Origin of the sequence: Bacillus sp. UMB0893 (assembly GCF_002858905.1) — a bacterium.
Lineage (GTDB): Bacteria > Bacillota > Bacilli > Bacillales > Bacillaceae > Bacillus_P.
This window is the reverse complement of sequence record NZ_PKLB01000011.1, coordinates 69,164-93,512: the sequence shown is the minus strand read 5'-3', so window position 1 is coordinate 93,512 and position 24,349 is coordinate 69,164. Positions and strand designations below refer to the sequence as shown.

General features: G+C 40.1%; 17 protein-coding genes, 1 tRNA gene and 1 pseudogene. 13 read left to right on the top strand and 6 right to left on the bottom strand.

Translation table 11 applies throughout. From position 1 onward, the window contains the following. Window positions 1-56: 56 nt before the first annotated feature. From CYJ36_RS21365 to glmM, 7 genes are all read left to right on the top strand, one after another. Window positions 57-129 (top strand) — tRNA-Ala (locus tag CYJ36_RS21365). Window positions 130-1,123: 994 nt separating this feature from the next. After that, window positions 1,124-2,029 (top strand): arginase, encoded by a 906-nt coding sequence (gene rocF, locus CYJ36_RS21355; RefSeq protein WP_101569276.1) that lies wholly within the window; start codon window positions 1,124-1,126, stop codon window positions 2,027-2,029. 306 nt (window positions 2,030-2,335) lie between these two features. Beyond that, window positions 2,336-2,899, top strand: coding sequence for an RNA polymerase sigma factor SigW (gene sigW, locus CYJ36_RS21350; RefSeq protein WP_101569275.1), 564 nt, complete (start codon window positions 2,336-2,338; stop codon window positions 2,897-2,899). 15 nt (window positions 2,900-2,914) lie between these two features. Continuing rightward, complete coding sequence (gene rsiW / locus CYJ36_RS21345; RefSeq protein WP_101569274.1) at window positions 2,915-3,526, top strand: anti-sigma-W factor RsiW; 612 nt, start codon at window positions 2,915-2,917, stop codon at window positions 3,524-3,526. Between the two features lie 123 nt (window positions 3,527-3,649). Further along, entirely contained in the window at window positions 3,650-4,471 is an 822-nt protein-coding gene (gene cdaA, locus CYJ36_RS21340; RefSeq protein WP_101569273.1) for a diadenylate cyclase CdaA, read from the top strand. Continuing rightward, window positions 4,464-5,729: a CdaR family protein gene (locus tag CYJ36_RS21335; RefSeq protein ID WP_101569272.1), complete on the top strand. Its 1,266-nt coding sequence runs from the start codon at window positions 4,464-4,466 to the stop codon at window positions 5,727-5,729. Before cdaA ends, CYJ36_RS21335 begins: the two co-directional genes overlap by 8 nt. 32 nt (window positions 5,730-5,761) lie before the next feature. Further along, a complete protein-coding gene (gene glmM, locus CYJ36_RS21330; RefSeq protein WP_101569271.1) occupies window positions 5,762-7,108 on the top strand; it encodes a phosphoglucosamine mutase in 1,347 nt (448 codons plus the stop codon). A 130-nt stretch (window positions 7,109-7,238) separates the two neighbouring features. On the opposite strand, the gene CYJ36_RS21325 is transcribed toward glmM, so the two are convergent. From CYJ36_RS21325 to CYJ36_RS21310, 4 genes are all read right to left on the bottom strand, one after another. Continuing rightward, window positions 7,239-8,021, bottom strand: coding sequence for a YusW family protein (locus tag CYJ36_RS21325; protein ID WP_101569270.1), 783 nt, complete (start codon window positions 8,019-8,021; stop codon window positions 7,239-7,241). 143 nt (window positions 8,022-8,164) lie between these two features. Continuing rightward, window positions 8,165-9,514, bottom strand: coding sequence for a UDP-glucose dehydrogenase family protein (locus CYJ36_RS21320; protein ID WP_101569269.1), 1,350 nt, complete (start codon window positions 9,512-9,514; stop codon window positions 8,165-8,167). A 15-nt stretch (window positions 9,515-9,529) separates the two neighbouring features. Then, a complete protein-coding gene (galU, locus tag CYJ36_RS21315; RefSeq protein ID WP_101569284.1) occupies window positions 9,530-10,426 on the bottom strand; it encodes a UTP--glucose-1-phosphate uridylyltransferase GalU in 897 nt (298 codons plus the stop codon). Between the two features lie 125 nt (window positions 10,427-10,551). Further along, window positions 10,552-11,913, bottom strand: coding sequence for a glycosyltransferase (locus tag CYJ36_RS21310; RefSeq protein ID WP_224768118.1), 1,362 nt, complete (start codon window positions 11,911-11,913; stop codon window positions 10,552-10,554). 708 nt (window positions 11,914-12,621) lie between these two features. On the opposite strand from CYJ36_RS21310, the gene CYJ36_RS21305 reads away from it, so the two are divergent. The 6 genes from CYJ36_RS21305 to CYJ36_RS21280 all read left to right on the top strand — a co-directional run bounded on the left by CYJ36_RS21305 (window position 12,622) and on the right by CYJ36_RS21280 (window position 23,004). After that, window positions 12,622-13,311 (top strand): ABC transporter ATP-binding protein, encoded by a 690-nt coding sequence (locus CYJ36_RS21305; RefSeq protein ID WP_101569268.1) that lies wholly within the window; start codon window positions 12,622-12,624, stop codon window positions 13,309-13,311. Further along, complete coding sequence (locus CYJ36_RS21300; protein WP_219621145.1) at window positions 13,311-15,632, top strand: ABC transporter permease; 2,322 nt, start codon at window positions 13,311-13,313, stop codon at window positions 15,630-15,632. Before CYJ36_RS21305 ends, CYJ36_RS21300 begins: the two co-directional genes overlap by 1 nt. Window positions 15,633-15,658: 26 nt before the next feature. Beyond that, window positions 15,659-16,825, top strand: coding sequence for an MGDG synthase family glycosyltransferase (locus CYJ36_RS21295; protein WP_101569266.1), 1,167 nt, complete (start codon window positions 15,659-15,661; stop codon window positions 16,823-16,825). A gap of 752 nt (window positions 16,826-17,577) precedes the next feature. Then, complete coding sequence (gene glmS / locus CYJ36_RS21290) at window positions 17,578-19,380, top strand: glutamine--fructose-6-phosphate transaminase (isomerizing) (RefSeq protein WP_101569265.1); 1,803 nt, start codon at window positions 17,578-17,580, stop codon at window positions 19,378-19,380. A 459-nt stretch (window positions 19,381-19,839) separates the two neighbouring features. Continuing rightward, window positions 19,840-21,342 (top strand): malate:quinone oxidoreductase, encoded by a 1,503-nt coding sequence (locus CYJ36_RS21285; RefSeq protein ID WP_101569264.1) that lies wholly within the window; start codon window positions 19,840-19,842, stop codon window positions 21,340-21,342. A gap of 564 nt (window positions 21,343-21,906) precedes the next feature. Beyond that, window positions 21,907-23,004: an L-dopachrome tautomerase-related protein gene (locus CYJ36_RS21280; RefSeq protein ID WP_101569263.1), complete on the top strand. Its 1,098-nt coding sequence runs from the start codon at window positions 21,907-21,909 to the stop codon at window positions 23,002-23,004. Between the two features lie 74 nt (window positions 23,005-23,078). On the opposite strand, the gene CYJ36_RS21275 is transcribed toward CYJ36_RS21280, so the two are convergent. Next, complete coding sequence (locus CYJ36_RS21275) at window positions 23,079-23,318, bottom strand: hypothetical protein (protein WP_101569262.1); 240 nt, start codon at window positions 23,316-23,318, stop codon at window positions 23,079-23,081. A gap of 42 nt (window positions 23,319-23,360) precedes the next feature. After that, window positions 23,361-24,284 (bottom strand): annotated as a pseudogene (locus CYJ36_RS21270) (IS1595 family transposase); the annotation flags it as partial. Between the last annotated feature and the right edge of the window lie 65 nt (window positions 24,285-24,349).

Here is a 24,349-nt window from a genome sequence, read left to right as displayed (position 1 = left end):
GGGGGTCGCGGGTTCGAATCCCGTCTTCCGCTCCAAGAACTTCATTTTTATTTTTCGGGGCCTTAGCTCAGCTGGGAGAGCGCCTGCCTTGCACGCAGGAGGTCAGCGGTTCGATCCCGCTAGGCTCCATCTGAATCACTTGATTAAAACCCTTAGACTTTTTTAGAGTCTAAGGGTTTTTTTGTACATTAATAATTTATAAGTTACTCTTTTTTAGTCTTGTGAGTTGGATAGTGGTTTTTGCTCATTGAAACTATTCCGGAGCGTTGGATCTTGGAAGGATCTCACTTTAGCTGCATCTTTAGAATAATTGAAGAGTGCACGAAGTTAGAATAGCCCAAGGCGGATGCTGAAATAGAGTGGCTTGTTAAAGGGCGAAATCGGCTTGTTGAAACACGAAATCGGCTTGTTGGATATGTGTTTCGGCTTATTGAATGATTATTTCGGCGCGTAGGCCGCGTGGTTCTCGAACGGTGTTCAAATTCAGCTGCATTTTCAGATTAATAGAACAGTGCACGAAGTTAAAATGGCAAAAGCAGTTAGAAATCGGCATTTATCCCTTCAAAAAACCAGGTGGCTTGTTAAAGGGCGAAATCGGCTTGTTGAAACACGAAATCGGCGCGTTGGATATGCTTTTTCGGCTCATTGAATGCTTATATCAGCGCGTTGGCCGCGTTGGATCTTGGATGGAGTTCAATTTCAGCAGCATTTCCGATTAATAGAACAGTGCACGAAGTTAAAATAGCCAAAGGCGGTTAGAGATGGACCTTATTTCGCTCAGAAATAGAGTGGGGCGTTATATATACCAATGTCGGCTCGTTGAATCACTTAATCGGCGCGCAGGCCACATGTTATTTCAATCCATTGTAATCTTTCTTCGGCAAACTTTTTTGCAGCTGGTCTGTGCATCCAACAAAAAAACGCCCAAGGAAAAGGGTGGACCTACATTTTCCTATATTTAAGACGTTCCTATAAAATGCATCAAGGCTAATAAACCTCGAGTCACAGCGTTTTATTTAACTGAAAAGTCTGTATATATATACAAAAAATTGTCGAGTTGAGTCATCACCCTTTTTATCAGTACAATAGAGGCACAGCTGCTAACTAAGGGGGATGTTTATCAATGAAAGAAAGAATTTCAATTATCGGGGTTCCAATGGATTTAGGACAAATGCGACGCGGAGTAGATATGGGGCCTAGTGCAATTAGGTATGCAGGTGTTGTAGAGCGTCTTGAACAGCTTCAGTATGAAATAGAAGATAAAGGCGATATAAAGATTGGCCGTGCAAGCCGTGAAGAGGAGAACTCTTCCTTAAATAATTTGAGAAATTTGAAAGCGGTATCAGAAGGAAACCAAAAGCTTTCTGAACAGGTGGATGAAGCGATTCAATCAGGATCTTTTCCGTTAGTACTAGGAGGAGACCATAGTATTGCAATTGGAACTCTTGCCGGTGTTTCAAAGCATTATAAGAGCCTTGGGGTAATCTGGTATGATGCGCATGGAGATCTAAATACAAGTGAGACGTCTCCATCAGGAAATATTCATGGGATGCCGCTTGCTGTGAGCATCGGCCTTGGTGATGAGACACTGACTAAAATCGGGGGCTATACTCCTAAAGTAAAACCTGAAAATATTGTGATCATCGGTGCCCGCTCACTTGATGAAGGCGAGAAGGAATTAATTAAGGAGCGCGGCATTAAAGTTTATACCATGCACGAGATTGATAGACTTGGAATGACGAGGGTGATGGAAGAAACGATTCAGTATTTAAAAGAGCGTACAGACGGCGTTCACTTGTCACTTGATTTAGATGGGCTTGACCCTCATGATGCTCCTGGTGTAGGTACACCGGTTATTGGCGGAATCAGCTATCGTGAAAGCCATTTAGCAATGGAGATGCTGGCAGAATCGAATTTAATCACCTCGGCTGAATTTGTTGAAGTAAATCCAATACTGGATGAAAAAAATAAAACAGCGACAGTTGCAGTAGCACTCATGGGATCTTTGTTCGGTGAAAAACTGCTCTAATAAAAAGGAAGACACAGTCTAGACGCTGTGTCTTTTTTTTGACTTATATGTACCTATAAAATAATATTTAAAAAGGTGTTTGTGTCCAACGTTTGGCGTATAACTTAGTGCAGGCAAAAACGCATCCGTTTTAATCTGGATAAGCCAGTACTCAAATTTAAGACAAATTTAAGATAAAGATTTCAAAAAGGCATCTACAGACAACCTAAAATTTGTTAAAATATTTTTATGCGAAAAAAATGAAACCTTTTATGCGGCTTATTCGTAATAAGGGGAACCCGCATGTGCGCGGGGGTAAGGGGTATCATGGAGACGATCGTAAAAAATAGAATTAAACAAGTTAAAAAAGGCGATCAAAATGCATTTGCCGAAATCGTAGATATATATAAAGACAAGATTTATCAGCTTTGCTACCGTATGCTTGGGAATTCACATGAGGCTGAAGATATTGCACAAGAGGCGTTTATTCGAGCCTATGTGAATATTAACAGCTATGATATGGATAAGAAGTTCTCAACCTGGCTTTATCGCATTGCGACAAATTTAACGATTGATCGAATCAGAAAGAAAAAACCAGATTATTACCTTGATGCCGAAGTGACTGGAACGGAAGGGCTGACAATGTATTCTCAGGTTGCAGCTGATGTGGCTCTGCCGGAGGATCAAGTAGAAACGATGGAGCTTCAGGAAATGATTCAAAAAGAAATCTTAAAGCTCCCTGATAAATACCGTTCTGTCATCGTATTAAAGTATATTGACGAGCTTTCTTTAATTGAAATCAGTGAGATCCTCAATTTGCCGATTGGAACGGTAAAAACGAGGATTCATAGAGGACGAGAAGCGCTAAGAAAGCAATTAAGGCATTTATGACCTGAGGTGATAGGATTGAAGTGTTCAGAAGAAATGAAAGAACGGATCCATCAATATTTGGATCACGATATAAAGCAGGAGGATGAGAGAATTCTCCGTACACATTTGCAATCGTGCGCAGATTGCTCACAGCACCTGCATGAACTGGAAAAGTCGATTGCTCTTGTACAGAGTACATCTCACATTGAAGCTCCCATGGACTTTACACAAGCCATTATGGATCGCTTACCGAAGGAAAAGAAATCAGCTGGTATGAACAGATGGTTAAAAGGTCATCCTTTGCTTGCTGCAGCTTCCCTATTTGTTTTATTAATGACGGGCAGTTTATTTTCTTCCTTTACTTCAGACTCGGACTTCAGTGTATCAAAGCAGCCTAATTTAGTTGTAGAGAATAATACAGTTACAGTCCCTGAGGGCGAAACAATTAAGGGGGACGTAACGGTTAAAGGCGGAACGCTAAACATTGAAGGGAAAGTTGAAGGCGATGTAACAGTCATCAATGGAGAGAAGTATATGGCATCTGCCGGACAAGTAACAGGTGATAGTGAGGAAATCAATGAGGCTTTTGAATGGATTTGGTATCAAATGAAATCTCTTTCCAAAGAGGTCGTAGACGTTTTTAAGTAAAAGGTCACCTTTTATGAGGCGGCCTTTTTCATATGAGTACAATACGGCTTTTATGCAGAATATATGGTATAATATCATAGTTATAGTCCTGTGCAAATGACTAAAACTGATGGAGGAAGAAATATGGCATTGGAGGATTTTTCATTCTTGCATTACCTCGGCATCGCCGTTGATATTCTCCTAGTTTGGTTCGTTATATATAAGTTGATTACGGTGATACGGGGTACGAAGGCCGTTCAGCTGCTGAAGGGCATTATCGTGATTATTCTCGTTCGTACACTCAGCCAGTATTTAGGGCTGCAGACATTGCAATGGCTCATGGACCAAGCATTAACATGGGGTTTTCTTGCGATCATTATCATTTTCCAGCCAGAGTTGCGAAGAGCACTTGAGCAATTAGGGAGAGGAAAGTTTTTCTCAAGAAGCGGAGCTCCAGAGGAGGAAGAACAGCAGTTAATAATCGATGCCATACTTAAGGCAACAGATTATATGGCAAAACGAAGAATCGGTGCATTAGTTACGATTGAAAAAGAAACTGGAATGAGTGATTACATAGAAACGGGCATACCGCTTCATTCAGCTCTCTCTTCTGAGCTTTTAATTAATATCTTCATTCCGAATACACCGCTCCATGATGGAGCTGTTATTCTGCAAAGGAATCAAATTGCTGCGGCAGCTTGTTATCTGCCTTTATCCGAAAGTCCTTTTATTTCAAAAGAATTAGGGACAAGGCATCGTGCAGCAGTAGGCATCAGTGAAGTAACGGATAGCATTACAATTGTGGTATCCGAAGAAACAGGCAGCATTTCAGTAACTAAAAACGGAGAGCTGCACAGAAATTTAACTGTTGAAGCATTAAATGAAATCTTGGTTTCTGAATTTGTAAAGCAAGCAAAGGTCACTTCCTCAAACCTATGGCAATGGAGGGGGAAGAAAAATGGATAAAATGTTTAACAATCATTGGGTTATGAGAATTATTGCATTGCTGATGGCGCTCATGCTTTATGTGTCTGTAAATATTGAAACTCCAGCTCCAAAGAAACAGACTGGTCCGGTAACTTCTGTCTTTCCGTCAGCACCATCTGAATCAGCAAAGGACACGGAAACAATCAATGATATACCGGTGCAAACGTACTTTGACCAAGAAAATCTGGTTGTGACAGGGGTGCCCGAAACAGTCGATGTCACGCTGAGCGGACCAACAAATGCTCTGCTGAAAACGAAGCAGCTTAAGGATTTTGAGATCTATGCAGATTTGTCAGACTTATCGATTGGTTCACATCGGGTGCAATTAAAGCATAAGAATATATCGGATAATCTTGAAGTCAATTTGAATCCTGCTGTTATTACAGTGAATGTGGAAGAAAAAATTACGCGAGATTTTCCGGTTGAAGTTGATTTCATTAATAAAAGCAAGATTAAAACCGGATATACAGCACAGGAGCCAATTGTAAAACCTAATGTTGTAAGGGTCACTGGCTCAAAAACCCTGATTGACGGCATAGCGCTCATTAAATCAAGAGTGAATCTGCAAGATGCAGCTGAAACCATTGAAACAGAATCAAAGGTTACGGTCTACGACCGGGATGGAAACATCCTGCCTGTTGAAGTGTACCCATCCGTTGTCGATGTGACAGTCCCGATTACAAGCCCAAGCAAGAAGCTTCCTTTTAAAATAAAGAATGAAGGCGAGCTTGGAGAAGGACTTAGCATTTCGAATATTGAGGCGGTGCCGAACGAAGTGACGGTATATGGACCTCTGGATGTTATAAACCCGCTTGAGTTTATAGATGGGGTAACCGTAGATTTGAGTAAAATTAAAGATGATACCGTTTTGGATGTTGATATACCTGTCCCTGACGGAGTGACAAAAGTCAGTCCCGAAAAAATCCAAATTAAAATTGACGTTGAAAAAGAAGAAGAAAAAGTACTGAAGGATCTGCCAGTTAATGTCCGTGGTATGAGTGAAGGGAAAATTATCCAGTTTATGGATCCGGATTCTGAAGCGCTGGATTTAAGCGTGGTAGGTGCTCCAAGTATAGTAACGAACATTAAACCTTCTGATCTGGAATTATTCGTTAATGTAACAGATTTGTCTGATGGCGAACATGATGTGAAGGTAGAAGTGAACGGACCGCAGGGTATTAAGTGGACCCTTCCCGAAGATGAAGTGAAAGTTAAAATTTCTTCTCAGCAATCATGATGATTGAAACTGTCTAAAGGAGCGATAAAAGAATGGGAAAGTATTTTGGAACAGATGGAGTAAGAGGCGTTGCGAATAGCGAGTTAACACCTGAATTAGCATTTAAAATTGGTCGGTTTGGAGGATACGTATTAACGAAGGATACGAATCGTCCTAAAGTGTTAATCGGCAGAGATACACGCATTTCAGGTCATATGCTTGAGGGTGCGCTAGTTGCAGGTTTGCTTTCCATCGGTGCTGAGGTTATGCGTTTAGGAGTCATTTCAACACCTGGTGTTTCATACTTAACAAAGGCTCTTGGAGCACAAGCGGGAGTCATGATCTCCGCATCTCATAACCCTGTTCAAGATAACGGAATTAAATTCTTTGGTCCTGACGGTTTCAAATTGTCAGATGAGCAGGAATTAGAAATCGAAGGTCTCATGGACCAAGAAATGGATACACTGCCAAGACCAGTAGGAGCAGACTTAGGACAAGTCAATGACTACTTTGAAGGCGGACAGAAATACCTTCAATTCCTGAAGCAAACAGTAGACGAAGATTTCACAGGCATTCATGTTGCGCTTGATTGTGCACACGGAGCGACATCTGCGCTGGCTACGCATTTGTTTGCTGATCTGGATGCTGATGTTTCAACAATGGGCACAACCCCTAACGGATTGAATATTAATGACGGTGTAGGTTCAACACATCCTGAAGCTTTAGCTGGATTCCTTATTGAAAAAGGAGCAGATGTAGGCCTTGCGTTCGATGGTGACGGGGACCGTCTTATTGCAGTAGATGAAAAGGGACAAATCGTTGATGGCGATCAAATCATGTTCATATGTGCAAAATTCTTGAATGAGCACGGAAGATTGAAGAAAGAAACTGTTGTTTCTACTATTATGAGCAATCTTGGTTTTTATAAAGCAATCGAAGCAAATAACATGAAGAGTGCTCAAACGGCTGTAGGTGATCGTTATGTAGTTGAAGAAATGAAAAAAGGCGATTACAACCTGGGAGGCGAGCAGTCTGGCCACATCATTTTCCTTGATCACAATACTACCGGTGATGGTCTGTTAACGGCTATTCAGCTAGTTAATATCATGAAGGTGACTGGTAAGCCATTATCAGAGCTTGCTGCTGAAATGAAAAAATTCCCTCAGCTTCTTATTAATGTGAAGGTTACAGATAAGCACAAAGTAACTGAAAACAGCAAGGTGAAGGAAATTATAGAAGAAGTGGAGAGAGAGATGAACGGTGACGGCCGCATTCTCGTTCGCCCTTCAGGAACAGAGCCTCTCGTACGTGTCATGGCAGAGGCGCCAACATCAGAATTGTGCGAGCGCTATGTGACACGCATTGTAGCTGTTGTTAAAGAAGAAATGGGTACTGAATAAGCATAAAAACAGGGTCTGCCGATCAAGGCAGACCCTGTTGTTTGTCTACAAAGATTGTTAAGGAGTGCTCTTTTCTAAATTAAAAGAGACAAAAAAAGCGAGGGACTTTGTCCCTCACTTTTCTCATACTTTATTTTTTGTAATCAAACTTCACGGATGTCTTATCTTGAAACTTTGTTTTTAATTGAATGTGATTGATTTCGCTTGCCGGAATGCCAAGTTCAGCTGAAAGAGTATTTAGGTAATCTTTCATTTGCATCTCTTCTTTTGGCATCAAAGCATCTTTAATTCTTGCAAGCTCGATTAGGGCGTAGATCCCGTCATATGTTTTTTTGCCATTGGCAGTGTTCTTCTCGATGCTTGCCGTCACGTTTTTGCCGTTTGTTTTGTAAAATACGTTGTAGTAGTGGCCGTTTTCTCCTGTGATGTCTAGATCAAGCTGATTTGGCAAATAGGATTGATCCGGCTTATCGCTCATGCCTGCTTTATAAGATGTGGAAACTTGCTGTCCTTGATCAAACAGAATATCCGTATTCAGGCTAATTATCTTAGAAGGAAGAAGTTCAAGAGCTGATGCAAACTTTCTGGCTAGCTCTTCTTTGCTCCATGTATCTTCGATCTTAACAGTTTTTAGGAATGCCGTCAGTTTTTCCTTCACTTCTTGGTCTGTCCACTCATAGCTTTGTTTTTCAGAGTCTTTCTTCACTATGACCTTAACGGTTTCAGCTTCTTCTTTGTAATCAACTTTAATCGTACGGTCTTCAAGTCGAATGTTCGCTTTTAAATCTTGAATGTAATCAAGTTTCTCACTGATTTGCTCAGGGTTTTTAATCTCAGTTGCAGATGCATAGCTGACATTTGTAACTTGCAGGGCTAATAGAGCGGTAAATAAGACAGAAACAATCTTTTTCAACTTAAGACACCCTTTCAATATGAAGTTTTTAAATTAAATCTGCTGTAAAAAAGACAATCGCGCAGGAGAAGGGAAAAAAGCGCCTTATCCTGTTAATTGACTATTGTAAGTTACTTGCTGCTCGGCGCCAGCTCTTTTTGATCTTAGAACGAAGCAACCATTTGCTTTTTTTCGTTTTTATCTGACTTGTTGATTTTGTCAGCTCGTCCAACAGAATAGTATTCGACATGAACTCTTTCCGTCTCTTCTTGTGAATAGCAGTTTCTGCCGTCGAAAATAATAGGATTGTCCATAAACAAAGAGGAGAGAAGAAGCGCTTTTTCAACGATTTCCTTCCAGTCTGTCAGGATGAAAACTACATCTGCTTGTTTAATTGCTTTTTCTACGTTTTCTACGTATTCAACAGATGGGGGAAGCACTTTCTTTGCATTATCCATTGCAATAGGATCATAAGCAACAATCTCTGCGCCTTCTTCGGCGAGCATGTGAGCCATTTCAATGGAAGCCGCTTCACGCATGTCGTCCGTTTCAGGTTTAAACGCAAGACCTAAAAGGGCAACGCGCATTCCTTTAAGAGAACCAAAGCGTTTTTTTGCTTTATCAAATAAGAGTGTCTTCTGACGATCATTTACACGCACCACAGACTTTAATAATTGAAAGTCATGCTCTACATCCTCAGAGATGCGGATAAGCGCTTGTGTATCCTTAGGGAAACATGAGCCGCCATAGCCGATGCCTGCATTCAGGAATTGAGAGCCGATGCGGTGATCCTGCCCCACCCCCTTTGTTACTTCTGAGATATCAGCTCCGACTTTCTCTGAGAGGGATGCAATTTCATTGATGAATGAGATTTTCGTAGCTAAAAATGCATTTGAAGCATATTTAATCATTTCAGCGCTTGTTACACTTGTTTTTAAAATTGGAATTTCAAATGGCTTGTTGATTTCTTCAAGAATAGCAGCAGCTTCTTCTGTTTCACTGCCGATCACGATGCGGTCGCCGTTGAACGTATCATATACAGCTGATCCTTCGCGCAAAAATTCTGGGTTTGAAGCAATTTGAATTTCATAGTTTCCGTTCACATTCTCTTGAACGATTTCTTTTACTTTAAAGTTTGTTCCAAGCGGTACTGTGCTCTTTGTCACGACGACGACATTGCGGTTAATGTTCTGGCCAATATCTTTAGCAGCCTGATAAATGTAAGATAGGTTAGCAGATCCGTCCTCGCTTTGAGGTGTGCCTACAGCGATATAAACAACCTCAGCATCCTTAAGGCCTTCCTTATGCTCTGTCGTGAAGTGGAGGCGGCCTAAATCAATGTTATCGATCATTAAGACATCCAAGCCACGTTCGTAGATCGGAGGGATGCCTTTTTTAAGTTTCTCAACTTTTTCCTCAGAAATATCAATGCATGTCACATGATGGCCAATCTCAGCCAAACAAACACCTGTAACTAAACCAACATAGCCTGTTCCGATAACAGCAATTTTCATCGTATATGTTCCTCCTTATTTTGAAGCGATAATGGAATGAGTTTCAGCTAGCTCGCTTAAATAGGCTTGAACCTGAGAATTTAAGTCATTTCTCTCAAGAGCGAAGTCGATCGTTGCTTTAATAAATCCGAATTTATCACCGACGTCATACCGTTTTCCGTCGAACTCGTAAGCCAGAACGGTTTGAACTTCATTAAGAAGCTTAATGGCATCTGTCAGCTGAATTTCATTGCCAGACCCAGGAGGAAGATCCTCAAGAATGGAAAAAATCTCAGGCGTCAAAATATATCTGCCCATAATTGCATAATTGGAAGGGGCTTCATCCACAGAAGGTTTCTCTACAACAGATGATAAAGAAAGGATGCCATCTGCTAATGTTTTATTTTCTAAAGGTGAAATGATTCCATACTTTGATACATCCTCAAAAGGCACTTGCTGCACCCCGACAACTGAAGACTGATAATGATTAAAAACATCAATCATTTGCTTTAAGCATGGCTTTTCAGAGCGGACAATATCATCACCAAGGAGCACAGCGAATGGTTCATTGCCAATAAAACTGCTTGCGCAGCTTATGGCATGTCCAAGACCTCTTGGCTCCTTCTGGCGAATATAGTGAATGTTCGCCAGGTTTGATATTTCTTGTATTTCTTGAAGTCGTTCAAATTTTTCTTTTTTGTAAAGTGTTTCTTCTAATTCATAAGCTTTGTCAAAATGATCTTCAATCGCTCTTTTGCCGCGGCCGCTGATCACAATAATGTCTTCTATGCCTGATTCAATAGCTTCCTCGACAATGTACTGAATCGTAGGTTTGTCGACTATCGGAAGCATTTCCTTTGGCTGAGCCTTTGTTGCAGGAAGGAATCTTGTCCCAAGGCCTGCAGCTGGAATAATTGCTTTGCGTACTTTCACAAAATCATCTCCCAATTCTTTGTAACTGGCTGTTTTCGTAAATATAAATAGTTTTAGCCATGCATTAAAATAAATCACTTTAAGTCGCTTGAAAAACTTCAGCGTCAAGATAGGAGCCTTGTAAATTAAGCTCCTCTAGTACCCCATGAGTTTGAACGGATTGTAAGCAGTGCCCAGAAACGAAGAGGGCAAAGCAAGAATAAGAACAAAATGCCATAGATTGGCGCCATCAAGAAGGTCAGTGGCCTCTTATAGGCGTAAAAAACATTTCTAGCATATGCAGAAATTGTGATATAGGCGAAGTAATAGATAAGCATAATCCATCCTACAGTGACAGAAGTTACATAGATTGCGATTCCGAGAGAAACACCGAATGCAATCCATAAGAACATTTCGAGCATGACCCAAATAAATACATTTGGTTTGTTTAAACCAATTTTCAGTGCAATTAAGCTTTCGCGGAAAAAGGATTTATTCCAGCGTGATTGCTGTTTCAGCAATGTTTTTAAAGATGTCGGCGCATCTGTGATGCAGCGTGCCGTTTCCTGATAAAGTGTTTTTCCTTCACGAATTGCATAATTCGTCAGGCAGCGGTCATCGCCAAGCTGTACTTTCTCACCAAGGAACGTTTGATTACCATAGTGATCCAGGTTATTCAGGATAATATCACGGCGATAAGCACTTAATGGACCGCTGCAGACAAGGACATTATTTGTAACCGAGTGAGCAGCACGCTCTACACGGAATGCGTTGTCGTATCTCATATCAATAAGACGAGTCAGAATATTGTCTGTTCGGTTTCTTATATTAACGTGGCCGGTTGTAGCTGTAACTTCCGGATTATTCATCGGCTTTAACAGCTCTCTGACTGCATTTGGGAATACGGTGCAATCGGAGTCAACGGTAACGAAAACATCACCAGTACCGCGTTCAAATGCCCAGATCTGAGCATGTCGTTTTCCCTGGTTTTGCGGAAGACGGTGTACAATCAAGTTCGGCAATTTATAGGATGGATCTCCATTTGAAATGGATGCGGCCGTTTCTTTTGACCATTCCTTAAGTTCTTCTTTAAGTTTCAATGTAGCTTCGTATCCTGAGATATCTTTACTTCCATCATCGATTACGAAAATCTCATGAATGGGGTAGTCCTGCTTTAGGATACTTTCAATGGTTCCAAGTACAGCTTCTGGCTCTTCGTTGTAGGAGGGAATGACAACAGATACCTTTAAATCCGGCGGGTCGAGCTCGACCGCTTTATATTTGAATGAAAGCAGCATCTTGCCTAATAGGTAGGCAATCATCACTGATCCGTAAATACCTATAGTTAGATCCAGCTGACTTGATGCGGTCCAGTTAACATAGAATAAAGCAGCAACAATAAGGACAAATAATGTGATAACAAAGGTTTTCTGTTTTATTGACAACTTTTTGATCGTGTTCATTTCCATTGCACGTGCAGCGGATAGATCGTGTTCAGCTTTTGCCATCATGTTTCCCCTCTCAATATATAGATGTTTTAGATAGATAACGAATGGGTGGTTCCCTCCTTCTTGCAAAAACCGACCACTTTCGTCAAACCTAGAGTATGAATTTTTGGGATTCTTTTCAATCTGACGTTCTACCTGTGCCAAAAAGCCCTTCCGAGTTTATGAGAATCCTAGTTTATATATGATTGCTATGATGGAAGCGGTAACAACAAAAACGTAAATCGATTTGTCATATTTGTAATAAAAATGCCGAAAAAGCTGATTTGATCGCATTATCATTTGTAATCTTTGATAGTAAATCCTAGCAAATTCATAGGTTTTTAAAAATGTAAACAAGTTAACATTATTGTAATAAACTAAAAAAAACAGTTTCTGTATTTTTTTGAAAAAAAGATGAAAAAGGCTGTTTTCCTGATAAAAGTCTGCAAAATGCTAAAAGCTGTATTATAAATCCTACTTTACAAGCCTATTTTTACATAAAATCCCATTTTAAGTGAGTCATTCATCACATTTATGCTGGAAAAGTTAAAGAGAATTGGTAAAAGAAAGAATATTCGTTCCAAAATACATTGTTTAGTCTTGTGAAATTCTATTCAATGTAAGGGTAAAATTACCAAAAAGCTATTTCATGCATGTTTGCAAGAACATATTTCTCGTGATATTAAATGAGAGTGAGATATTTAAAGTTAGTTAAGTGGAGGGATCAATATGATCGAGCTCCATGATGTCGCAAAGACATATTCAAATGGGGGAGCAAGAAGTTTTGCACTAAAAGATGTCAGTTTTACTGCTGATGCTCAGCAATTAATTGCGATTACCGGAAAGTCAGGGAGCGGAAAATCAACTCTCCTGAATTTGGTTTCTGGAATCGATACACCTTCTGGCGGAACGATCAGGATGAATGGAACTAACCTGGGTACTTTGTCAAATGAGAAATTAACGAAGTGGCGGTGTTTGAATGTCGGAGTGATCTTTCAATCCTTTCATTTGATATCAACATTGACGCTTTTAGAAAACGTCATGCTGCCAATGGAGTTTGCCGGAGGGATGTCGTTCAGAAACAAAAAGAAACGTGCGAAAGAATTGCTGGACTCGGTTGGACTTAGTGAACGTGCTGATTATTTTCCAGATCATGTATCAGGGGGACAAAAGCAGCGGGCCGCGATTGCCAGAGCGCTTGCGAATGACCCGCCTTTCATAATGGCAGATGAGCCAACAGGTAACTTGGACTCCGAGAATGCTGTACAGATCCTTCGATTATTTGAAGAGCTCATTGGAAACGGGAAGACAGTTGTGATGGTCACTCATGACATGGAAATTGCCCAGGAGGCATCTCAAATGATCAAAGTGAAAGACGGCCGTGTACAAACATCATTAAAGTATGGCATGACACAATGATGCCTTCTTATTTTAAAAAAGCATGGCGGGACAGTGTACAGCATAAAGGCCGCACATTGATGATTATATTCTCGATTTCAATGTGTCTGATCATGATTGGAACGATTATAAATACGAGTCTTCAGTTTAATCAGGCGTTTAATCATACGAAAGAAGTGACTAAAGAAGCTGATCTGACCGTGTATACAAATTCTTTCACACAGGATATTAATCCATTGCTTGGCCGCATAGAAGGGGTCGAAAAGGCTGAAACCCGATTTCAAACAAATGCAAGAATTGAAATAGAGGGAGAGAGAAAAAATTTTCTCCTGACAAGCTTGCCTGAATCGAATGAAGGACAGATTCAAAAGGTGAACATGCTCAAGCAATCTGGAAATGAAGGATTATACATTGAAGAAACGACAATGCAGAATTTTTCAATGTCGCTGAACGAACATGTAAAAGCAGGAGCAGCAGGTGACAGATTACAAGACATTCAACTCGGCGGTGTCATTGCAGACTACAGCCAAATTCCTGCTTCATTCAGTGGACAAGGCTATGCATATGCAGATCAAAAAACGCTGATGAAGCTAGGTATTCAGCCTTCACAAAATATGATTTATATAAAATTGACCGGTCAGCGAGATATAAAAGACATTTCACGCGAGATTGAGTCAGAGCTTAAGAAGGATGAAATCTATGTAAGCAGAACCGTATCCGAAAAACAAACAGATGATGTTCGTAAAGCTGTAGTCGAAACGGTGATGATTCTGCTGCTTGCGCTCGGAGGGATTTCCTCCATCCTTGGCATTATTCTTGTTTCTCATTTATTTAATCGTATGTTTTCGCAGCAGACTGTTGAACTAAGTGTGTATAAAGCACTTGGTGCGACTAAGCTATATTTTTTTAAACAGTTCAGCTTCACCATTTTTATGCTGGGAACGATTAGCTGGCTTGCTTCTTTGCTGATCAGCTGGTATGTGTCCTCTGTATTTTCTAATGAACTTATTGAACGTTTGAATTTCACAGCTGTACCTTACTCATTTTCTCTAGAAATAGGACTCCTTCTTGGGTTATTCGCATATGTGATCCCCATGATTTCACTTATTGTCCCTATTTGGAAGGTCCTAAGATTTCCTGCAGCTAGAGGGCTGCAAAGGATATCTGGAGCAACAGCAATGAAAACGAAGAAAAAAGGCAGCAGGTACTTTTCGATTGGGATTCTATCATTCAGGCAAGTGATGACAAAGAAATGGCAATGGGCAACGAATGTCATGATGCTGTCTTTCGGAGGGGCTGTTATTATCGCCTGTATTGCTCTGTACAGCTCGCTCTTGGGGACGATTGCCCAAATTCAGCAATTTTGGGATTACGACCTTGAATGGACCATTGAAAATTCAATGTCACAGGCTGAACTTACGCAAATCACACAGCAGGCTAACGAACTGAAAACGGCTGAAGGCTGGATGATCCGAAATACAGAGGTAGGGCATGATCAAAAAGAAGCTGTTCACAATGCAAGACTCGTTGCGCTGAAGGAAAACACGGAACTAATAAAACCGGATTTCAAAAGCGGACGTTGGTTTCACAAAGAAAATGAAGTGGTTGTGAATCAGGATATTGCGGAACAAATGGGAAAAACCATCAAACCTGGTGATCAAATTTGGCTAAAGGCTGCAGGACAAGAAAAACAATGGGAAATCAGCGGCATCATTCATGGACAGTTAGAAGGACCTGCCGTTTACATGGACTTTGAAGATTACAGGAAGTGGACCTCAAGTGATCATGTCAATCGACTTGCTGTTGAAACAACTCAGGAAATAAAAAAAGCTGCCAATGAAATAGATGGGCTATTTGAAAAGAATGGAATTGCTGTACAAGCTTTTGAAAAGTCAGAAGATCGAAAAGAACGGCCAAAGCAGATTATCGGTATGGTTGTTTTTGCCTTGTTTAGTACAGGTGCTCTATTTGTTGTGATTGGGGTGGTGAATGTCATGACAACAATGAGTGTTAATGTTCTGGAACGGAAGAAGGAAATCGGCATCATTCGTTCGATTGGCGGATCGAAATGGAGAGTATATGGGCTGTTTCTCAGAGAAGGGATCCTCATTTCCGTTATAAGCTGGACTTTTGCTGTTGGACTTTCATACCCTCTGTACTTGTTTTTAAGCAAAGCAATTGGCCAGACTCTTTTAAATGGATCGCTGCAGCATGTTTTTCCGTTGTATGGTATATGGATGTGGTTTGGCGCGAGCCTTGTGACAGGAGCGATTTCAGGTTATTTCCCGTCAAGAAAAGCGGTGAATCAGCCGTTGAGTGAGCTGCTGGTCCGCAGCGAATAAAGAAATGGAAGGAGGAGAGATTAGCAATGAAAAAAGTACTTTTTTTACCTTTATTTACGATGAATTCAGGTCACCATCAGGCCGCATCTGCATTAATGGAAGCATTCAGCAGGGAAAATCCGTCAATCATCTGTGAAAAAATCGATTTTCTGAGCTATGTTTCAAAGCCGCTGGAACATGTCATCTCTACTCAATATTTAAATGGAATTAAGTATTTTTCAGGTAGCTACAATACGTTTTACAAGCATTTCTTTAAAAAAACATCCAAGGTCATGCAGTACACCTATGAGCTCTTGTTTTTAGAGAAAATGGAAATGCTTATTACTCAAAAACAGCCGGATCTTATTATTTGCACACACAGTTTTCCGTCATTTCTTATAAGTAAGCTGAAGGAATATGGCGTATGTGAGATCCCGGTCATTAACTGCTATACCGATTTCTTTAAAAATAGCCTTTGGGGAGGTGAGAGAATTGATTGGCATTTTGTACCATCTGCAGATTTTAAACAACAGCTTATAGAAGAAAGTGTTTCACCTGATCAAATTGTTATAACTGGGATATTGACTAACGATGCTTTCAAACGCAAAAAACGTGAGAAACGAATCAATAAAGAAAAGCTTCATGTCTTGATTGCAGGAGGAAGTCAAGGAGTAGGGGATCACTTTTCTCTTCTGGATAAAGTAGAAGAATCCGTAGAATATCGTGTTTTGTGCGGATCAAATCATCAGCTCTATCAAAAGCTGTCAGAGCTGAAGTCGTCATCCATTATTCCTTTGTCTTATATATCAAGCCCCCAAACAATGAATGAGCTATATGATTGGGCGGATGTTCTGGTGACAAAGCCAGGCGGTGTGACGACGAGTGAGGCTTTAAAGAAAAACCTGCCGATTTTTGTGCATTCGGTTTTGCCTGGTCAAGAGGAAATCAATGTAGAATATTTACAAGAAAAGGGCTTTATTTATCGGCTGAACGATGAAGAACCGCTTATACAGCAAATTCAAGCAAAACTTGATAATGAAGCAATGGCATTCAAAATGAGAAAGAACAGCAATCAGTATTTTGATGAAATGGAAGTACAATCAAATACAGATCTGTTTCACTTTATTGAAGATCGTATGATGAATGACGCTAAAGTACAGGATGCAAGACTCGATCTGATTTTTTCAAAAATATACAGCACACTTATGCGTTAACGCTGCCTGAACAAATGATAGTAGATGTAAAAACATCCAGAGCCTATCACAACGATAGAGCTCAAGTGATAAACATCCCGCAGCATTTCAACGATCTCTGCCATGAAAATTGCTCCTTTCTGTCCGGATTAAAAAGCTTCTTGTTATATATATACGGAGGAGAGTATTCTTTTTTAATTGACTAAAATTCACAGTTATAAACCGGTTCTGTGTAACCACATACTATAGTCATACCTTATTAATTGATATATCGGTACAGATTCGCAAAAAGTTAATAAATCCCAATAAAAAAATAAAGGTTTTTGGGCCGTTTGACTGATGTTTAATTTGGGTATGGCAATGAAGAACAGTCTTTTTCGAAATTCATATACTAAAGAGTGCAACTTTCTAATCATTTTGATTTAGTACTGGATTGACGATTTTGGGGTTCATATAGTATGATTATTTTTGTGTTTTTTATTCAAGAATAGAAAGGAGCAACGTGAGACAGAATCATGAAAAGCGCCTGAACTAAGCGGGACGACCAAATGCTTAGTTGACGAGGACGGAGGATTATCGAAAGTTCGGCGGATGCCTCCCGGTTGAAGATTACAGCCGTAAGCTCTCTCCTAAAAACAAAAAGGCAACTTTTTGCACAAAGGGAAGAACGTAATCAAATATATAAAAATAAAAATAGACATGTGTGAGGGGACAGTGAATAGTCCCCGCGGCTAAAGATCTGTCCCCCGCCTATTTCGGGAGGATACTTTATTATGTGCGGAATCGTAGGATATATTGGACAACAGGATACAAAAGAAATCTTATTGCGCGGTCTTGAAAAATTAGAATACCGCGGCTATGACTCAGCTGGTATCGCAGTAATCAATGAAGATGGAGTTCATGTTTTCAAGGAAAAAGGCCGTATTGCCATTTTACGTGAGGAAGTAGACGCAAACGTTTCGTCTACAGCTGGAATTGGACATACTCGCTGGGCAACTCATGGTGCGCCAAGCAAGCGCAATTCACATCCACACCAAAGTGCATCAAGCCGTTTTACTCTTGTTCATAATGGTGTTATTGAAAACTATTCGAGCTTGAAACGCGAATACCTTCAAGACGTTGCATTAGTGAGTGATACAGATACTGAAGTTGTTGTTCAAGTGATTGAGAAATTTGTTAATAACGGAGCGGGCGTTGAAGAAGCGTTCAGCCAAACTCTTTCTATTTTAAAAGGTTCTTATGCGATTGCGCTTTTAGACAACCAAAATCCAGATACGATTTTTGTTGCTAAAAATAAAAGCCCGTTGCTTGTTGGTCTTGGAGAAGGCTTTAATGTTGTTGCATCGGATGCAATGGCTATGCTGCAAGTTACAGACCAATATGTAGAACTGATGGATAAAGAAATTGTTATTGTGAAGCGCGAAGCTGTAACAATCAAAAACCTTCAAGGTGAAACAATTGACCGCTCTCCATATACAGCCGAATTAGATGCAAGTGATATCGAAAAGGGAACATACCCTCATTACATGTTAAAAGAAGTGGATGAGCAGCCGCTTGTAATGCGCAAAATCATCCAAAAATATCAAGACGACCAAGGCAAGCTGACAATGGATCCTGCAATTGTTGGTGCAATCAATGCTTCAGACCGCATCTATATCGTAGCGTGCGGAACAAGCTATCATGCAGGTCTTGTTGGAAAGCAATTTATTGAAAGATGGGCTAAAAAACCAGTAGAGGTTCATGTTGCAAGTGAATTCTCATACAACATGCCGATTTTATCTGAAAAGCCATTATTCGTCTTTATCTCACAAAGCGGTGAAACAGCAGACAGCCGTGCCGTACTTGTTCAGATTAAAGAACTTGGCTATCAGTCATTAACAATCACAAACGTTCCTGGTTCTACTCTTTCTCGTGAAGCGAACCACACATTATTGCTTCATGCCGGTCCTGAAATTGCTGTTGCTTCAACAAAAGCATACACAGCACAATTAGGTGTTCTAGCTATCCTTGCAGCTGTAACAGCTGAAGCAAAAGGCGTAGAGCTAAGCTTTGACCTAGTAAAAGAATTAGGAATCGTTGCGAATGCAATGGAAGTCCTTTGCGATCAAAAAGACGAAATGGAATACATTGCACGCGAATACCTTTCAACAACACGCAATTGCTTCTTCATCGGCCGTTCGGTTGACTACTATGTAGGACTTGAAGGAGCACTTAAACTAAAAGAAATCTCTTACATCCAAGCAGAAGGATTTGCTGGAGGAGAGCTTAAGCACGGTACAATCGCGTTAATTGAAAACGGCACGCCTGTTATCGCGCTTGCAACTCAAGAGCACGTGAACTTAAGCATCCGCGGAAACGTAAAAGAAGTAGCGGCACGCGGAGCAAACCCATGCATCATCTCCCTTAAAGGATTAGAAGAAGAAGACGACCGTTTCGTTCTTCCTGCTATCCATGAGGAACTAACACCTCTTGCTGCTGTTATTCCAATGCAGCTGATTGCTTATTATGCCGCATTGCACAGAGGCTGTGACGTTGATAAACCGCGTAACCTTGCTAAGAGTGTTACGGTTGAGTAAGGATTTGTAAAAATGGATTTGAAATAAAATCCCGAGTTTAACCCCTCTAGATATTTTATCTAAAGGGGTTTTTTTAGTCATAAAAAATCTGCATTGGAGATGTGGATTTAAAATAAAGTTCATTAAAATTTAGTATTAATTTATACAGAATTTATTCTTTTTTGTTCTTGTTGATAGTGTAAAACTCCAGTCATGTTACCCTACTAAAGGGGATTTTCAGACAATTAAATTGTAAGAGTTTAAAAATATCATCAAGATTGTGAATACTTTCACTTAAACAATATTTTAACAATATAGTAAAAATAGATATTTTAATATTTAAATAATAATAACAGACTATGATATAGTTATATATAGAGACAGAAAAGGTGTGTTCCTAGGTCGCGCCTGGCTTTTTGTGACACCTAATCAGGAGCCCCTACATCTTTTTTGCAAATATAAGGAGTAAGGAAGGTTATAATGAGCAGCATACAGAAAAAAACAGACGTTATCTTAATAGGTGGCGGAGTCATGAGCGCGACCTTGGGATCATTACTGAAAGAGTTAGCACCGGAATGGGAAATCAAAGTGTTTGAGAAGCTCGCAAACGCAGGAGAAGAAAGCTCTAACGAATGGAATAATGCGGGAACGGGACATTCTGCACTGTGTGAGCTTAACTATACTTCCGAAAAATCTGACGGATCTATAGATATTAGCAAAGCGATTAAAATTAATGAACAGTTCCAAGTTTCAATGCAGTTTTGGTCTTATCTTGTAAACAGTAAGCTAATTAATAATCCGCAAGACTTTATCATGCCATTACCTCATATGAGTATGGTACAAGGGGAAAAAAATGTAGCGTTTTTGAAGAAACGATTTGAAGCGCTTTCAAACAATCCTCTGTTTAAAGGTATGGAATTTTCCGATAACCCAGAAAAACTGATGGAGTGGATTCCGCTTATTATGCAAGACCGTCCATCGAATGAACCTATTGCGGCAACAAAAATCGACTCTGGTACAGACGTTAACTTTGGTGCATTAACACGCATGCTGTTTGACCACTTGAAGAATAAAAATGTCGATATCAAATACAAACATAGTGTTGATGATGTTAAACGCACCAGCGATGGATCATGGGAATTAAAAGTGCGCAATGTCGATAACGGCAGCGTAGAACGTCATACGGCTAAATTCGTCTTTATCGGAGGCGGGGGCGGAAGTCTGCATTTACTGCAAAAATCTGGTATTCCTGAAGGGAAACATATTGGCGGATTTCCAGTAAGCGGAATATTTATGGTATGTAATAATCCGGAAGTTGTAGCGCAGCATCATGCAAAAGTATACGGCAAAGCTAAAATTGGAGCTCCTCCAATGTCTGTTCCGCATCTTGACACAAGATATATCGACAAGAAAAAATCGTTACTATTTGGACCGTTTGCCGGCTTCTCACCGAAGTTCCTAAAAACAGGTTCAATGTTCGATTTAGTAACCTCTGTAAAACCGAATAATGTCTTAACAATGTTGGCGGCAGGGGCAAAAGAGATGTCATTGACAAAATACCTGATCCAGCAAGTTATGTTATCGAAAGAACAGCGCATGGAAGAGTTGCGGGAGTTTATCCCGAACGCTAAGAGCGAGGATTGGGATTTAGTAGTAGCTGGCCAGCGTGTACAAGTTATCAAAGATACCGCTGAAGGCGGCAAAGGAACGCTTCAGCTTGGTACCGAAGTTATTACTGCAGCTGATGGCTCGATTGCAGCATTACTAGGTGCTTCTCCAGGTGCTTCTACTGCTGTTCACGTTATGCTTGAGGTATTAAAAAAATGCTTCCCGCAGCATATGAAAGAGTGGGAACCAATAATCAAAGAAATGATTCCTTCTTATGGCGTTTCACTAATGGAAAATCCAGAGCTTCTGCATGAAATTCATACTTCAACAGCAGAGACGCTTGGTCTAAGCGAAAAAGTGCTAGTCCATAGTTAATTCGTTTGATGTAGAAACAAAGGTATTTAATGAAAATGTTTAAGCAGCATTTTTCATCAATGGACATAGGTAAGGCGACGATTAATAAAAGAATTTCAAAAAGTTTGGAAATTAATGGAATATCATTGAAAATAAAGCATAGAACCCTTGATCCATCTTTGGATTGAAGGTTCTTTTTTTAACATTCGCAGTTAGAGAGGCTTTGGTGAACCGTATCATAAGTAAATGAGGTTCTTAAATAATCTATATTAAATGAATATCCAATACTGGGGCCATACCGAGAATATGAATTGTTGTTCGGAGGTCAGGAACCTTTTTTTCTATCTCCATGAACTGTTAAAAAGAAATAAAAAGGGTATACAATCATAAATAAACCATCACCCAGAACCAACAGCAGTCTTTTGTTAATTTCATTCTAGCGTTAATAAAACCAACATTTTTAATAATGGGAAGTTGAAACCCATAGCATCCATCACGATAGAAAAATTTATCAAAAACCAGGCACTACAAAAAATTTTCATCATATATAGGTGATATCCGTTCGGATTTGATGAGGAGGATATCATGCAACCTATGTTACCTATGGAAAAATATTTTGGGCAGTTTGAACTGGTGCATGCTTTTTATGGGGCTATGCCTACAGGTGTCAGCTTTTCCGAAACCGGTCGTATTTTTGTTTGCTTTCCGAAATGGGGAGACGACGTTCAATTTACTGTGGCGGAAATTGTTGAGGGTGAATTGCAGCCTTATCCCAGTTTAGAAACTAATTTGGTTAATACTGGGAATATTACGATGTCTTTCGTCAGTGTCCAAAGTATCGTTGCTGATGGAAGAGGAACACTTTGGGTACTAGATACAGGGGCACCAAATTTTTCTGAACCTATTCAAGGGGGAGCAAAATTAGTTGCTGTTGATTTAAGCACGAATACAATAAGGAGAGTATATACCTTTACAGGAGATGTTGTCTTGCCAACAACTTATCTGAATGATGTCCGTTTGGATTTTCGGGTTGGAAGAGCAGGCTATGCATATATAACGGATTCTTCTTCCAGAGGGCCAGGGGCTATTATCGTCGTAGATTTAGAAAATGGGAACGCGTTTAGACGGTTAAATGGGGCAATATCAACTTCACCTGATCCCTATTTTTTACCGAAAGTAGAAGGTGAAATTTTGATGAATCGAAACCCGGACGGCTCGACTTTCCCATTTAGATTGGCTTCCGATAGTTTAGCGATTTCTCCTGATGGAAAGGTTTTATTTTATGCTCCGCTAACCAGCCGTCAGCTGTTCTCGATCTCAACAGAAGCCCTAAGAGACAGAAGGATACAGGACATGAATTTATCCCAATATGTGCAGTATTGGGGGGAAAAAGGTGCGTCTGATGGAATGATCACCGGCACAAAAGGAACCGTTTATGCGGGAGACTATGAAAACAACAGTATCCGGAAGATATTGCCGAATGGCGCAATGGAAACCATCGCACATGACCCGAGAATTTTATGGCCGGATACTTTTTCGATTGGCCCCGATCAATACTTATATGTCATTGTGAATCAATTACATCGGCAGGCGAGATTTCATTATGGAAGAGACCTGCGGGAAAAACCATATAGTTTACTTCGTATGAGAATTGATGAATTCCCTGCTCCTACCTTTTCATAATAATCTTAAAAAGAATATTGTTGATTTTTTAAATAATAAAGGGAACCTCTAATCTACTGGGGTTCCCTTGAGCTTTAAACTTCTTTTTTTCGCTTTTCAATAATGGACAATATCAAATAAATTACAATTCCAGTTGCGACGATAATTAAAAACGAGTTTGTTATAAGATTGAAATCAAGCTCATTAATGACTTGTTCTACTTCTCCGTTACTATTGTGTCGAATGTATTGCCATCCGTTATATTCGAGCGTAAAGAATGAGATAATTAAACCTAAAATCAATCCACCGACAATTGAAATCCAGCTTTTTTTCATTGTTTCCCCCCTTAATTCAAGCATAAAGGAACAAAAAACAAACTATTTTGCAAATTCTGATAACCTTAGTTTAGCATAGGTGGTGTCTGTTGAGAAAAGGCAACTTTCAACAATCATTTTAGTTACTGTTATATCGTCATTACGATGTTTGATTGGGTCGAGAAATTGAAACCAGCTCAAATAATGGTCGAGGTATTTTGTAGCCACGCCATTAAATTGATTTATCCAGCCCTTCAAGCGACTGTGATAACGATTCACATTTTGGATATGATAAACCCCTCGAATACGTTCCTTACCATCTGATTTAAATCTATAATGCTCAAGTCCTTTTTCTTTTGCGAAAGTCATAAATGCCCGCTAAGCATAGGTACAAAGAACATGGAAGGAGTTAGTTTAGAGCCAATAGCTTCCTCTAATTTAGATTTTACAATCCTCCCTTGGCCAACCACTTTCGAGTAAGTGACCTTTTGACGGTCCCTTGCTACAAGAACACAGACTTGTTCTCTGCTGATATCTCGTTGTGAGGACGAACCACCGCGTTTCGAGCTTTTCGCCCTTCCGCTTTACGTGTTTACCCTTTTCTGAGTACAGAAAATAAGTCTCGTCCATTTCCACGATACCTTCAAATTGGTCAATGTCCATCTCTTTAATCGCTGAAAGGAGCTTATGCCTCAATAGAACAAAGTTACATAGTGAACTTCTAAAAGTTCTGAAGACTTACGTAGGGAATTGCCTTCTATCATACATTGAACGAACTCCATCCATTTGTGAGGAAGGTGAGTATGATGAAGAGGGGTTATTCGTCACATCAGTAAACGTCTTCCCGCAATCTTTGCAGCGGTAACGTTGGCTTTCTAAAGTACGACTACCCATTTTTACATTATATTTACCGAAACGAACAGCGTTATTGGAATGGCAATGAGAACAAGTAAATCCATCTTTGTGCTTCCGCTCTGAAACCTCTTTATTACGGATGCTCATGTATTGGGGGTACTGTAGGGGGGATTTTTTGGACTTCATTAGGGTGGAGG

Coding starts and splice junctions, on each gene's coding strand:
- rocF (WP_101569276.1), top strand. CDS start 1,124: ATGAAAGAAAGAATTTCAATTATCGGGGTTCCAATGGATTTAGGACAA.
- sigW (WP_101569275.1), top strand. CDS start 2,336: ATGGAGACGATCGTAAAAAATAGAATTAAACAAGTTAAAAAAGGCGAT.
- cdaA (WP_101569273.1), top strand. CDS start 3,650: ATGGCATTGGAGGATTTTTCATTCTTGCATTACCTCGGCATCGCCGTT.
- CYJ36_RS21335 (WP_101569272.1), top strand. CDS start 4,464: ATGGATAAAATGTTTAACAATCATTGGGTTATGAGAATTATTGCATTG.
- glmM (WP_101569271.1), top strand. CDS start 5,762: ATGGGAAAGTATTTTGGAACAGATGGAGTAAGAGGCGTTGCGAATAGC.
- CYJ36_RS21320 (WP_101569269.1), bottom strand. CDS start 9,514: ATGAAAATTGCTGTTATCGGAACAGGCTATGTTGGTTTAGTTACAGGT.
- CYJ36_RS21310 (WP_224768118.1), bottom strand. CDS start 11,913: ATGGCAAAAGCTGAACACGATCTATCCGCTGCACGTGCAATGGAAATG.
- CYJ36_RS21305 (WP_101569268.1), top strand. CDS start 12,622: ATGATCGAGCTCCATGATGTCGCAAAGACATATTCAAATGGGGGAGCA.
- CYJ36_RS21300 (WP_219621145.1), top strand. CDS start 13,311: ATGCCTTCTTATTTTAAAAAAGCATGGCGGGACAGTGTACAGCATAAA.
- CYJ36_RS21295 (WP_101569266.1), top strand. CDS start 15,659: ATGAAAAAAGTACTTTTTTTACCTTTATTTACGATGAATTCAGGTCAC.
- glmS (WP_101569265.1), top strand. CDS start 17,578: ATGTGCGGAATCGTAGGATATATTGGACAACAGGATACAAAAGAAATC.
- CYJ36_RS21285 (WP_101569264.1), top strand. CDS start 19,840: ATGAGCAGCATACAGAAAAAAACAGACGTTATCTTAATAGGTGGCGGA.
- CYJ36_RS21280 (WP_101569263.1), top strand. CDS start 21,907: ATGCAACCTATGTTACCTATGGAAAAATATTTTGGGCAGTTTGAACTG.
- CYJ36_RS21275 (WP_101569262.1), bottom strand. CDS start 23,318: ATGAAAAAAAGCTGGATTTCAATTGTCGGTGGATTGATTTTAGGTTTA.